This is a genomic window from Actinoplanes sp. NPDC048791, from assembly GCF_040650095.1.
In the GTDB taxonomy this organism is placed as follows: domain Bacteria; phylum Actinomycetota; class Actinomycetes; order Mycobacteriales; family Micromonosporaceae; genus Actinoplanes.
In genome coordinates this window covers 1-11,789 of sequence record NZ_JBEZGQ010000169.1, presented here as the reverse complement: position 1 = coordinate 11,789, position 11,789 = coordinate 1, and the positions used below count along the sequence as shown (strand labels likewise).

The 11,789-nt window shown below is 68.1% G+C and carries 13 protein-coding genes; 1 reads left to right on the top strand and 12 read right to left on the bottom strand.

The window, feature by feature from the left end; genetic code table 11:
- Window positions 1–305: 305 nt before the first annotated feature.
- A complete protein-coding gene (locus AB0C29_RS15355; protein WP_360820564.1) occupies window positions 306–824 on the bottom strand; it encodes a hypothetical protein in 519 nt (172 codons plus the stop codon).
- 541 nt (window positions 825–1,365) lie between these two features.
- On the opposite strand from AB0C29_RS15355, the gene AB0C29_RS15350 reads away from it, so the two are divergent.
- Complete coding sequence (locus tag AB0C29_RS15350; protein WP_360820562.1) at window positions 1,366–1,608, top strand: hypothetical protein; 243 nt, start codon at window positions 1,366–1,368, stop codon at window positions 1,606–1,608.
- 327 nt (window positions 1,609–1,935) lie between these two features.
- Here AB0C29_RS15350 and AB0C29_RS15345 read toward each other — a convergent pair whose 3' ends face one another.
- From AB0C29_RS15345 to AB0C29_RS15295, 11 genes are all read right to left on the bottom strand, one after another.
- Entirely contained in the window at window positions 1,936–3,189 is a 1,254-nt protein-coding gene (locus AB0C29_RS15345; protein WP_360820560.1) for a tyrosine-type recombinase/integrase, read from the bottom strand.
- A gap of 13 nt (window positions 3,190–3,202) precedes the next feature.
- The gene (locus AB0C29_RS15340; RefSeq protein WP_360820566.1) at window positions 3,203–3,412 is read right to left on the bottom strand and encodes a helix-turn-helix domain-containing protein; all 210 of its coding nucleotides are present in this window, start codon (window positions 3,410–3,412) and stop codon (window positions 3,203–3,205) included.
- 349 nt (window positions 3,413–3,761) lie between these two features.
- Window positions 3,762–4,985 carry a DUF3631 domain-containing protein gene (locus AB0C29_RS15335; protein WP_360820558.1) on the bottom strand — a complete coding sequence of 408 codons (1,224 nt, stop codon included), beginning with the start codon at window positions 4,983–4,985 and terminating at the stop codon, window positions 3,762–3,764.
- A complete protein-coding gene (locus AB0C29_RS15330) occupies window positions 4,982–6,277 on the bottom strand; it encodes a bifunctional DNA primase/polymerase (protein WP_360820556.1) in 1,296 nt (431 codons plus the stop codon). Before AB0C29_RS15330 ends, AB0C29_RS15335 begins: the two co-directional genes overlap by 4 nt.
- Entirely contained in the window at window positions 6,277–6,957 is a 681-nt protein-coding gene (locus AB0C29_RS15325; RefSeq protein WP_360820554.1) for a hypothetical protein, read from the bottom strand. Before AB0C29_RS15325 ends, AB0C29_RS15330 begins: the two co-directional genes overlap by 1 nt.
- Window positions 6,954–7,511: a hypothetical protein gene (locus tag AB0C29_RS15320; protein ID WP_360820552.1), complete on the bottom strand. Its 558-nt coding sequence runs from the start codon at window positions 7,509–7,511 to the stop codon at window positions 6,954–6,956. The genes AB0C29_RS15325 and AB0C29_RS15320 overlap by 4 nt, the downstream gene beginning before the upstream one ends.
- Complete coding sequence (locus AB0C29_RS15315; RefSeq protein ID WP_360820550.1) at window positions 7,508–7,858, bottom strand: hypothetical protein; 351 nt, start codon at window positions 7,856–7,858, stop codon at window positions 7,508–7,510. The genes AB0C29_RS15320 and AB0C29_RS15315 overlap by 4 nt, the downstream gene beginning before the upstream one ends.
- 218 nt (window positions 7,859–8,076) lie before the next feature.
- Entirely contained in the window at window positions 8,077–10,089 is a 2,013-nt protein-coding gene (locus AB0C29_RS15310) for a DNA/RNA helicase domain-containing protein (RefSeq protein ID WP_360820548.1), read from the bottom strand.
- A complete protein-coding gene (locus AB0C29_RS15305; protein ID WP_360820546.1) occupies window positions 10,089–10,469 on the bottom strand; it encodes a hypothetical protein in 381 nt (126 codons plus the stop codon). Before AB0C29_RS15305 ends, AB0C29_RS15310 begins: the two co-directional genes overlap by 1 nt.
- 99 nt (window positions 10,470–10,568) lie before the next feature.
- The gene (locus AB0C29_RS15300; protein WP_360820544.1) at window positions 10,569–11,066 is read right to left on the bottom strand and encodes a hypothetical protein; all 498 of its coding nucleotides are present in this window, start codon (window positions 11,064–11,066) and stop codon (window positions 10,569–10,571) included.
- Between the two features lie 16 nt (window positions 11,067–11,082).
- A complete protein-coding gene (locus AB0C29_RS15295; protein ID WP_360820542.1) occupies window positions 11,083–11,640 on the bottom strand; it encodes a hypothetical protein in 558 nt (185 codons plus the stop codon).
- Window positions 11,641–11,789 lie beyond the last annotated feature (149 nt).

The window sequence follows — 11,789 nt, the reverse complement described above, 5'->3', positions numbered from 1 at the left end:
GTTCAAATCCCTTCACCACCGCCAGCAAGCAGGGCAGACGCCCGGTGACTCCGCGTGAGTCACCGGGCGTCTCTCTTTCTGGTCTCAGTTCTGGTCTCATTCGTCTGTCGGTGTGGCCCTGCGAACACCCTGAGGTGGCGTATTCAGTACGGCGCTGCCAGGAACCAAGACGCCCAGTGAGGGGCGCGCAGGCAGGACCGTGAAGGTCAGGGACCCAGCCGGGCTCTGCGCATGAAAAACTGCCTCGCTATATCAGCGAGGCAGTCGCGAGACCACCCTAGAGTTCCACCTTGTAGCTGCTTCGTTCAGTTCGTCTTCGCCTTCGTACCGTTCCGCAGGTAGATCACCACGATCACGGTGCCAACGAAGATCAGAGCCGCCAGTACCAGGCCGCCTTCAGCCACGTAGTGCGTCGGCGGCTCGCTCGGTGCACTCGCCGCTGCTGTCCCCGTCGTCGGCGGAGCAACGACCGTCGGCGCTGGAGCCGCAGTCGAGGCCTGAACGCTCAACCCGCCCACGACGGTCGATGCCAGAGTGCCGGAAAAGAAGATCACTCTTTGCTGACCGTCAGCCGGCTCAGTCACGCCGCCGGAGAACTTCTTCGTTACGTGGTCCCACTCGAACCCCATGACCGCGCGTGCGGTCTCAGGCTCAGACTTCGGCAGGTCGTGGTGCTCGCCATCCGCGCCTTTGGCCTTGTCGTCGTTCAGGTACCTGCCGTCGGCACGCTTTTTGACCTCTGCTCGCGCCGACGGTTCCGGCTGCTCTGCTGGAGTTCCGCCACGGGGGGAGGCGGGCCTCCTGTCCGCGTTCGCCGCGCCCAATTGTTCCTCCTGATGATCTCCACCTGATAGGCCCCAACCGTCACCCGGCTCCCCTTGAGCCGTCATTGCCCGTTCTCAGCAGCGAGCCTACCCGTTCATGTACCCAGCCCTTCTACAGGGAGGGTCTGTGGAAGCGCTCTCGGTAGTGACAGAGCACTCAGACCGGGACAAATCTTTCCAGGAGGAGGCTTCAAAAAGAAAAAACTCTCTGCGTTTCATCCTCTGAGGGTGAGGCACACGTACAGGTGATTGCTGTATCTGGCCGTAACCCGGCCGCAGAATCTCCTGTTCAGCCAGTCGAAGGAGGGAAGTTCTAGCCTTATCTGCACGTTACGTAGACTGTCCGGCAACGCACCGTTACAGTCATAGGCAGGGACGTAAGGCAGGTACGCAGACCTGACATCAGCCGAAGATCTATCACGTTGTGACCGGATCGATGTTGCTCATACCCTCCTCTAGAAGGAGGATGGGCAGGTTGGTTTTACATGGGCTCCATGCACCAACATAACAGGACGCACGTACGGTTAAGGAGATCGATCGGATGTCGACACTCTTGGATGAGCGACAGGGAACGACCACCGGCCTCACCAAGTTCACCATCAACCTCGTCCGGCGGGCGGTTCGAGCACTAGAGATCGCCACCGATGTCACCGGGGACAACCGGACCGACACCTTCAACAGGGCGATCCAGGTCTACGCCTACATCGTGAAAGCAGAGCAGGAGGGCAAGGAGATCTACACGATCGGGCCAGACGGACAGAAGGAACGACTCCTACTTACGTAGGCCAGGCAACATACGGAGCCCCAGAACCAGCAAGAACCTCCCTCCCTACTTCCCTCAACATCTCGGGCAGCGCTAGGCCTGTGATACCGCCCCAACGCTCGCTGGCCTTCCCGCGCTCGACCACAACGTGCCCGCCACCACCTGCCGACTCAGAGATCTGACCACCACGAGTTCTCGGAAGAACGATGACGGCCCGGCGGCTCCATGCCTGCCGGGCCTTCGCGTGTGAGCTGTGAAGGCGCCGGGTCGTTCTACAGGCGGCCGTGCTCTCGCCATACCCCGGCGACTATCAGGAGTCGCCGGGGTATCGCACGTCATATCAAGGAATTAAGGGCGCATCTTGGCCAGATCCGACTCTGCATGGCGGTCGTCGGCTGATTGCCAGAGCAGCTCGCCGACCTTCGCTGCCACGTCATGGCGCACCTGGGCGGTGAGATGTTGATACCGCTTCGTCATACCGGAGTCGGACCACCCCATGATTCCCATGACAGCGCGCTCGGCTACCTCCAAGACCAGGAGGACGGTGGCGGCTGTGTGCCTCGCGTCGTGCAGTCTTCCATCCCGCAAGCCAGCCTTTTTTAGGAGCCGTTTCCACTCCGTGTAGTCAGTCCGTGGGTTCAACGCTCCGCCAGTAGGCGTAGAGAACACCCAATCGCCCTCGGTCCACAGCTGTCCCGCCTTATGCCGGTCGGCGGCCTGGGCGCGTTTGTGCTGACGCAGCAGAGACACCAGTTGTTCAGGGAGTCCGATGCGACGTCGGCCAGCCCGGGACTTCGTCTCCGCGGCTTCGGCGCGGAGCGACTTCCGGTGCGGGCAATGCCCACCGAGCTTCCGGCCACATGGTTTTGTACACCCGTGTTGCCACCGTGGTCTGAGGCGCGAACGACGCACGACGATCGAGCCGTTAGTCAGGTCTACGTCGGCCCACTTCAGCCCGAGCGCTTCCCCCTGCCGGAGCCCGATGGCGAGCGCGACCGCCCACCGTGCGCCGTTCCTAGGAGCCTCGGCGGCCGAGATGAGAAGCCGCTGCACCTCTTCGATCGTGTACGGCTCGACCTCCTCGTCATCGAGGCGGGGCGGCTTGGCAAGGCTTGCGGGGTTCTTGGCGAGATGCCCCCGCCGCGTCGCCTCGTTGAGAGCGGTTCGCAATGTGCGGAGCGCTTGGTGAGCGGTGGCCGGCGCGCTGCCGTTCTCCTGCATTCTGCGAGTCAGCTTCTCGACGTGTTCTGGGGTCAGCTTCTCCAGGCGGTGGGCGCCGATGCCGGGAATGAGATGGACGTTGACCGCGACGCGATACCCGGACGCGGTGTTCTCGCGGACGTTAGGGATGGCGATGTTCTCCAGCCAGTGCGTGAGCCACTTCGCCACGGTCCATTTCTCGCCAGCCTTCCGGAGGGTGCCGCTGTCGCGCTCTCGTTCGAGGATCCGAACCTTTGCGTTGACGGTCTTCTCGGTTTTCCCGGTTACATGGCGGCGGTCTGGTGTGCCGTCGTCCCTGGTACCGACGGTCACTCGACCGTGCCAGCGGCCGTCGGCGCCCTCGTAGACGGTTGATTCGCCGTTTGCTCGGCGTGTCGACATCCTGTGTCTCCTTCTAGGCGGCGGCCGGCAAGCTGATGTTCTGCTGGCGGAGTCGGTCGACGTATTCGGTGATGCAGTCGGCGGGGATGCGGCGGAGTCGGCCGATGGTGACGGATTCGATTTCGCCGCTGGTGACGAGTGCGTACATCAGGGTTCGGCCGATTCCGAGGCGGTGGGCGGCTTGTTCGATGGTGAGGACCAGTGGTGTGGGTTCGGTCGGCATTGCGGTCTCCCCGTGGTTGGTGCTGGCGGCGGCGTGCGGTGCGTTCATGGCGTGTCTGCCGGCCTTTCCTGCGCGAGGGTGCCTCTCTGGTGGGTGCGATGGTCGGTGACTCAGCGGCGCTCACAACGGCCTCATGAGAGGGCCGGTGAGCCAAGATCAGGAGTGGGTGAGGGTGACGGCATGGGCCGATCCGGCAGCGCTACTCTCAGCGGCCCGCGACTTGGATTGCTGATCGGCCGAGGACGGTACGGCTTGCCGAGGGCCTGGATAGCCGTACAAGCCGTACAAGCCGTACCGGCAGCCTGTTTCCGCAGGTCAGACCCGGTACGGCTTTTCGGGGCCGGTACGGCTAAGCCGTACCGGCCTGGTCAGCGGGTTGGTCGTGGTACGGCTCAAGTCGTACCGGGTGCAGAAGCCGTACCGGGGTCTGGGCTGCGGAAACGTCGTCTTGGTACGGCTTGTACGGCTGGTACGGCTCGGGAACGTCAACTTCTTCGGGCGGTGGGCAGTAGCGCTGCCACGCGTCGGTGAACGCGGCCCGGTGGAAGCCCTTGACCCGGCCGAGCGGCGGGGTGAAGCGGATGTTCTCGGAGCAGATCTCGTATTCCTTGAGCAGCACGCCGAGTTTCATCGCGGTCAGCCCGCCGCCGGCGTATTCGGCCCAGGGCGCCTCGGGCAGGGTCTTGAGCCGTTCGAGCAGGATGGTGCTGGGGATGGCTTCGAGGTTGCCGAACACGATGCGGCAGTCAATCAGTAGCCGGAGCCGGTCGGAGAACTCAGTGTCACCCTCCCGCTCGGCGGTCAGGGCTTGCGCGGCGCGGCGTGCCCGTTCGGGCCAGTTCCCGCCGGCTAGGTCCGCGACCGCGACCAAGGGTTCCCACGTGTCCGCGGCCCGGTCCTCCAGCGGCATGTCCGGCTCGGCCGCTTCGAGCTCTACGAGGTTGCCGCGCAGCCACGTGGTGAGGTCGGAGGCGAGCGCGCGGAGGGCGGGACCGTCGCGGCGCTGGCGGTAGGGGGCGACCTTCTCGGCGCGGGTGCGGCGGCGCATCTTGACCACCACGGCCCGGTCTTCGATGGTGTCGGGCATCTGGCCGATTCCGGCGAGGGCGGCCATGGCGAACGTGGCGATCGTCTCGACCTGGTTCTTGACGTTGTTCCACCGGATCGTGGGCCGGTTGCGCTGGTGACCGGCGTTCAGCAGCCCACGCAGGTCCTCGTTGGCCTCGGCCTGCTTGCCGCCGAAAATGGTGTCGGCCTCATCGAGCAGGATCGTGGGTGGCTCGCCTTCGCCGATTGAGCGGTAGACCGCAGCGGTGGAGGCGTTGACGGTCATCAGCGGCTTGTAGCAGGTGCCCTCGACCACATCGAGCAGCCGGGACTTGCCGCAGCGCTTCTCCGGGGCCCGGATCACCAGCCGTGGTGCGTGCGCCCATGCTGGCTGGGCGTGGGTGGCGGCGGTCCACAGCGCCACGGCGTCGATGGCCTCGGGGCTGGGCAGGATGACGTAGCGGGTGATGATCGTGTGGAGGCGGTCAAGGATGGCCGCGCCCTCGGGCGGTGGTGTGTCGGTCATGCGGCGATCCCTTCGGTGGCAACGGATTCGGCGCGGAATCCGCCGGTGATGGCGGCGTGGATATCGCGGTGGATCTGCTGGGCGCGCACGCCGGCGTCGTACAGGGCCTCGTAAGCGTCAGCAGCGCTGAGCGCTCCGGCGGCGACCATCCGGGCCACGCCGCGGGCGGCGCCGTAGAGGGTGTTGCGGCGCCGGCCTGCCGGGGCGCTGGCGACCGCGTCGAGGTGGGCTTGTAGCAGCGCGGCTGGGGATGAGATGCCCCGCCCGTTTGTCGTCGGGGCTGGTCTGGTGCGGGGTGTCACGGCCGGGGGCGCCTCGGCCGGCCGGCATGCGTCGAGCAGCGGCGGGGGCATCTCGACCACAGGCCGGTCCCCGACCCACCGGTACGCGATCCCGGTGTCTGGGTGGATGGAAGGCGGTGCGACGACGTACCCGCCGTCGGCCTTCAGGTCGATGCCGGGGTGTCCGCGATGGTCGAGGTTGGCGGCGAGGGTGCCGCCGGGATGGCGGTAGTACAGGTGCCAGCCCCCGGAGCCGGATCGCACGCAGCGGGTGGGTGGCATCAGCTCCGGGATCGGCCGGCCACCGTTGCGGGGGTCGATGTCCACCACCGCCAGCCCAGATGCGGTGCCGGTGCGGATGGCGAGCAGGCCGCGCGGGACTGCGGTGAGCATGGCGGTGATGCGGCCGGGGTCGGTGGTGGCGGCGTAGAAGCCGTGGCAGGTCAGGCAGTCGCAGGCTTGCGGGTCATGGCTCGGGCCGTCGGCGGCTTTCGGGCAGGCGGGGCAGTTGGCGACGGGGCGTTTGGTGCGGCCGAGGACGAAGACCGGCAGGCCCTCGGCGGCCAGAGCGAGCGCGGCGGCCAGCATGGGGCCGGTGTCGGGCATGCGCACAGGTCCTTTCAGCAGGTGAGGCGGCGGAACGCCGTCCGCTATGGCTTGAAGGCGCCCGGAGGGCGTACGCCGGGCGGTCAGCGGTGGCACTTCGTGGGGGTAGAGCTCGCTGAGCCGTTTGCGGCGGCCGAGTCGTCGCAGGACTTCGGCGTCGCCGGCGGCGGCCATGGGGCACGCGAACAGGTCATGCATGCGGACCATGGCGATGCCGTGCGCGGCGTCCAGGGCGGCGCCGGTCATCTGGCAGCGCCAGCACTGCCACCGGGTGACCGGCGAGGCCGGGCCGATGCTGGGGTCGCAGCCGGGGTGGGTGTCGTGGCCACCGGCCGCGGCGGCGGGATGCAGCGGGACCCCGCATCCCGTTGCGCATTCGGTGGTGGGCGCGGCGGAGCCGCTCATCAGGCCGCTTTGACCCTGACCGCGCTGACCCGGTGGGCCGTGCGAATGCGGGTCAGGGCTTGGGCGCCGATGTGGTGGGCGTATTGCCAGGGGATGGATTCGCGTAGCCCGTCGCGGTTCATCCAGGGGGCGCCCATGTCGCGGCGCACGTAGGGCACGTTCGAGAAATTGCCGACTGCGTGGTACCACTGGCCGTCGGTGACGGGCCGGCCCATCTTGACCGTGGCCGCAGTGTGGTGGGGGTGGGCGGGTGCGGTGAGGGTCAGGTTGGACTCGAACCAGCGGTGGCGGTAGGTGTGCAGGCCGAACATCGCTCCGCACAGCTCGATCGGGTCCCTGAGCGGGGCGCCGGGAACGTTCTCGATCACGTAGGGCAGGCCCGAGGCGATGAAAAGCCGCCGCATCGGGGCGATCAGGTCGGGGTGGTCGTTCTTGCGGATTTTCCAGGCTTTGGTGTGCAGCTGGCACGGCGGCGACCCGGCCAGGAGGTCGTAGGTGAGGATTTCGCGGGTGCGGATCAGCTCGCGCAGGTAGGCGATCGCGTCGGCCTGGACGAACCGGTACGGGTACCGCGGCTGCGGGACGTCGTCGACGCCGGTGACGTCGAACCCGGCGGCGGTGTAGCCGGCCGAGGCGCCGCCCTGGCAGCAGCACAGGTCCAGCAGCCGCGGGCGCCTCACGGGGTCACCTCCCGGACCGGGCCGGTCTCGGCGTAGACCACGACCTGCCACCCGCCGAAGCCGGCCGCGACGGCCTCGCCGGCCGAGACCGCCAGCAGCACGGCGTTGCTGGGGCCGCTCATCCAGTACCAGCCCAGCGCGGTGAGGGCGGGCAGGACGAACACCATGAGGTCGATGCCGAGCTGGACGGCCTTGCGCTGGCGGCGGCGCCGGTCGCTGCGGTGGGCGGTCTCCCAGCGCAGCACGTCCGCACCGACCAGGGTGCTCAGCCGGGGTGCGAGGTCGGTGCGCAGGTACCGGCCGATCTCGGTGATCTTCTGATCGTTGACCAGGTACGTCCAGCCCAGCGCGAGGCAAATCGGCGGCAGCAGCAAAGGCACCGCCGCCCCCGCGAGGCGGGTCCCGCCGGCGACCGCAGCGATAGCGACGATCACGGAGTAGACCAGCGCGTCGCGGGCCCTGATCCGGTCGCGTTGCTCATCCTTGAGCACTTTGAGTTCGTCGCGCAGGACGTCGATCTGCGCTCCTGGGTCCGGCATGGTGGGCGCGGTCATCGCAGCCACCAGATCGCCGCACTGAGTACACCGGCCAGCCCGATCACGCCGGCGGCGAGGACGGTGCGGGGTAGTCCAGCGCGCAGCTCCCATCGGTAGCGGCGGGCGAGCCATACCGCAGTGGTGAGAACGGCGGCCAGGGCCGCCAGGGCGGTGAGGCGGGGCAACCACCATGCCGCTGAGCGCACGGCGAACCAGACGGCGATGCCGAAGGCGGTGAGGATGACGGCGATCGGCAGGACCTGGCGGATGACGAATCGGATGATCTCCAAGGTGAGGAACCAGAGCCAGAGGCGGCGGCCGATCTCGTAGGCCGCTCCCCGCCGGACGGAACGATAAAAGGACATTACGGACCCTTACTGTGTGTAGAAGTTCACGGACTTCACGGATTTCACGGTTTCGCGCGCGCGGGCACGCGCACGCGCACGCGTAGACGGGTGTTCGAGCGGGCGCGTGAAGTGCGTGAAGTGCGTGAAACGCACCCGCGGGCGTGACGCTGCGTATAGCGCGAGGGGCGCCCGCGGGGCGCGCCCGTGGCTGGGTCCGCCCCGCGCGGCAGCGCGGGTCAGGCGGCAGTGCCCGCGTATGCGGGCTCCGGCTGGCCGGGAACGATCTCGTAGACGCCCTTGTCGTCGGAGCGGCGCAGCAGCGGCTCCGGCCCGGTGCAGAACTCTTTGAGGATCTTGGAGATTGTCGGGGGCTTGAGTCCTTCTTCGCCGACGATGCCGACGATCGGCGCGAAGTCCGACGGGCGCACGGTGCGCCGGCCGTTGGAGTAGCCGGTCACGATCGCTTTGCGGAACATGGCGCGGATCTCCGCTGGCGTGAACTGCCGGTCGTCCTCGGGCGGCAGTGCCAGGGAGATCCGGCGCCGTTGCGGGACCTCGATGGGCTGGTACGGGTCTTCATCCGGCGGGCAGTCCGGGTCGATCGGCGGCGGCACCAGATCGGGATCGTTGTCAGCGTCCGGATCGTCGTCGTCGCGCTCGGCCGGCTGACCGTCGTCCCCGCCGCCGGTGACCGCGGCCGTGGCCGGGATCACCGTCGCCGTGGCAGAGACTTCACCGATGCTGGCCAGGTAGGACACCAGTTCACCGATGACCGCATCGCGGTCGGGCTTGTAGGTCCGGCCCGGCAGTGACCAGTCGTCGGGGTCAGTGCCGGGCAGCTCGGCGTAGAGGGCGCCGGGCTTGCGGTTCTTCCAGCCCGGGTCGGCTCCGGCCTCGATGGTCTCTTCGCTGAGGACGCGGGCGCCTTCGCCGGCGTCCTTGACGCCCATGCAGATCGCCGCGCCGATCGTGGTCCGGACCGAGGTCGGCAGCCGGTCGCCGGTGGCGCGCTGGATACCGAGCAGCAGCAGGAGCCCGACGGAGCGGATCGACTCGGCCAGCTCCACCAGGGTGTCCTCGGCCTCGATGAACTTGCTGGCCTCATCGACGATGACGACGCGGAACTTCGGGCACTTGGTGCATCCGGCGGTCCACTGTTCGTGGCCGTGCCCGCCGATCTGCGCCGCGCGTTTGGCGACCTCGGTGACGAGATTGTCCAGGTAGCGCTCGCCCTCGGCGGCGTCGTGGATGAACACGTGCATGGCGTTGCGGAACTGCACGGGCAGTTGCAGGCCCTTGCGGCCGTCGATGTAGACCACTTCGGCGTCTCTGCGCGAGCGGGCCTCGGCGGCGAGGGTGAGTTGCAGTTCGGTCTTGCCGGAGCCGGACTGCCCGAGCAGGAGCAGAACCCCGATCGCGTTGCGGCCCTCGCGGGAGTCGCCGGGCAGGATCAGCGGGATGACTGATCCGGTCTGGTAGACCGCGATCCGGATCGGTTCGGCGATCGAGCCGCCGGGCGCCGACAGGCCGGGCCAGGCGGGCGGGTGCTCCAGCATGTCGACCGGGGACACCTCCATGCGGCCGGTCCGGGGGGTGTTGCGGTCGCGGATCATCCGCACCCCACCGACCGGCACATCCAGCGCGGAAGCGATCGCGGTGCGGACCTCGGGCTTGGCAAGGGCGCCGAAGTCGGAGCCGGGTTCCATCTCGGCGTGGGTGACGATCCGCCCGTCGATCTGCTTCGGCCGGCCGGTCTTGCCGACCTCCTGCAACTCGCGGACCTTCTCCCCGAGCTCGCCGAACACGCTCGCCCTCGGGTCGGTGCCGTCACCCCTGAGCAGCTTGGTCACCGCGAGCAGTACCGAGGTCGTGGCCATCACGAGCAGGTAGACGACCACGGCGTCGAACGAGAACCCGCGGAACGTGAGCACGAACAGCCCGGCGCACGAGCAGGCGGACATCAGCATCGACGCCACCCGCAACTCGAGTTTTCTGGCCCGGCCGACACCCCAGGTGCCCCAGACGATGACCGCGGAGCAGACGAGGATCAGCCCGGAGCGCCAGGCGACCTGCCAGACGCTCGGATCGGCGTAGGCGCCCCACATCCGTGACAGCACCCCGGCGAAGACGAGATTGGCGATCGCGGCGGCCGGGGGGACGAGGTAGGGCAGGGGGTTGCCCTGCACGGTGTAGGCGGCCCCGCGGGCCGCGTCCAGGCCGCCGGTCGGGCGGCGGGTCTGGCGGGCCATCAGGCGGCCCTGCTCTGGCCGTTGCGGTGGTCGCGGGACTTGACGGTGAAGTCGCTGGCGCCCTGGTGCTCTTCGTCGATGGCGACGATGAACGCCTCGAACCGGTTCTTGCACACCCGCGCATACGCGGCCACGGCCAGGAGTTCGTCGGCGGACTTGACCAGCGGCCGGGCGACCTGCCGGCCCCAGAACTTCGCCCGCATCCGGGACAGGCCGTTACGCCGGCCGTAGCGTTCGATCTTCATCCGGATCATCCCGGCGAGCTCGTCCAGCTCGTCGTGTCCGGCGATGCCGACCTTGCGCAGCCCTTCCAGCAGTTGCAGCAGGTCCTCATCGGTCTTGATGTCCTGATTCGGGATCAGGCGAGGGCGGTCAGCCATCAGGGGTGTCACTCCCGTCAATGTGGTGCGGCATAGGGGATTCAGGGCACCGGGGCACGGCTTGGTGACCGCACCCCGGCGCGAACGGTGCTCAGTGGGTCAGCGGGGCAGGTACTCGCGGCCCTTGCTGGTCAGCGCCACCCGAACCTGCGTGGCGGGCAGCTGGGCAAGGCGCGTGCCGAAGTCGTGCGGGAAGTCCTCGGCGATCGTGACGGTGATCTGCCGGTCCCGCGCCGCGGCTTCGACGTCGTCGTGGGTGATGGTGTTGTCGGTGAACAGCCGGCGCAGCGTGATGGGCTGGGCGTGGCGGCTGAGCGTGTAGCGCATCTGGTTGAACGGGTCGGCGGACATGTACCGCAGGCCCGGCCCGGTCAGGCGCAGCCGGGCGTGCTTGGCCAGGTTCCGGATCGCGGATACCGATACGTCCCGGCCGGCGATCGTTGCGCCGATCAGGTACATCTCGTCCAGGTCCAGCAGGTCAGCGTCGGTGACGTGCTGCGACTGCCGTACGTGGGCCAGCTTCGGCCGGACGGTGTGGAGTTTGTGCTGGTAGAGGTGGTTCAGGACACGCCACTGCTCAGGGCTGAGATCAGCCATAGCCGTTCCTTCCGGGTCAGAGGTAGGCGACGTAGGACGCGCCGGTCTTGGTCTGCCGGGCGTAGGCCAGACCGGGGATGCTCTGCACGTCGCTGAGCCGCTTGACCGGGATGTCCTCCTCGATCAGGAACGTCTCGAACAGCCACCGATCGGCCATGTCCGACAACTCGGCGAAGGTGATCCGCGGCGGGACCGTGCCCGGCGCCGGCGTCGGTACCTGACGCACGTGCAGCCGGTACATCAGGTCCCAGAGGGTGAACCGGTGCGGCTGGCGCAGCGCCAACATGACGGCGTGCTGCGGATCGTTGCCGGCCAGGTAGATCCCGGCGCGGGTCAGCCGCAGCCGGATGGCCTTAGCGGGCAACGTCTTCAGCGGTCCGCGGGTGCATTCCTCGCCGCCGACGCGGGCCTGCACGAGGCCCCGTTCGGCGACCTCGATGACGGCGTCGCGGTCGACGCCCTGCTTGTCCAGCACCACCGCCAGGGTCGGGCTGAGCCGCTTGGCGAGCTGGTCAGGGTGATACAGGTAGCTGATCACGCGCCACTGTTCGGCGCTGAGCTGGTGCTTTCCCATGACAGGGGTTCTCCGATCAGAGCAAACGGCGGGTTAGGCGGGGCGGTGGGTGAGCCGCTCGGCCGCAGCGCGGTGCAGGTCGCGGCGGGCGTCCTCACGAGCGGCCAGACGCCGGGCCAGCGATACCGGCGGCGTGTCGGCGGGCGGCG

What these genes read in the sequence shown, in the direction of transcription:
- AB0C29_RS15300 (WP_360820544.1), bottom strand. Translation starts at nt 11,066, where the DNA reads ATGGCTGATCTCAGCCCTGAGCAGTGGCGTGTCCTGAACCACCTCTAC.
- AB0C29_RS15305 (WP_360820546.1), bottom strand. Translation starts at nt 10,469, where the DNA reads ATGGCTGACCGCCCTCGCCTGATCCCGAATCAGGACATCAAGACCGAT.
- AB0C29_RS15310 (WP_360820548.1), bottom strand. Translation starts at nt 10,089, where the DNA reads ATGGCCCGCCAGACCCGCCGCCCGACCGGCGGCCTGGACGCGGCCCGC.
- AB0C29_RS15330 (WP_360820556.1), bottom strand. Translation starts at nt 6,277, where the DNA reads ATGAGCGGCTCCGCCGCGCCCACCACCGAATGCGCAACGGGATGCGGG.
- AB0C29_RS15345 (WP_360820560.1), bottom strand. Translation starts at nt 3,189, where the DNA reads ATGTCGACACGCCGAGCAAACGGCGAATCAACCGTCTACGAGGGCGCC.
- AB0C29_RS15320 (WP_360820552.1), bottom strand. Translation starts at nt 7,511, where the DNA reads ATGACCGCGCCCACCATGCCGGACCCAGGAGCGCAGATCGACGTCCTG.
- AB0C29_RS15350 (WP_360820562.1), top strand. Translation starts at nt 1,366, where the DNA reads ATGTCGACACTCTTGGATGAGCGACAGGGAACGACCACCGGCCTCACC.
- AB0C29_RS15295 (WP_360820542.1), bottom strand. Translation starts at nt 11,640, where the DNA reads ATGGGAAAGCACCAGCTCAGCGCCGAACAGTGGCGCGTGATCAGCTAC.
- AB0C29_RS15335 (WP_360820558.1), bottom strand. Translation starts at nt 4,985, where the DNA reads ATGACCGACACACCACCGCCCGAGGGCGCGGCCATCCTTGACCGCCTC.
- AB0C29_RS15315 (WP_360820550.1), bottom strand. Translation starts at nt 7,858, where the DNA reads ATGTCCTTTTATCGTTCCGTCCGGCGGGGAGCGGCCTACGAGATCGGC.
- AB0C29_RS15340 (WP_360820566.1), bottom strand. Translation starts at nt 3,412, where the DNA reads ATGCCGACCGAACCCACACCACTGGTCCTCACCATCGAACAAGCCGCC.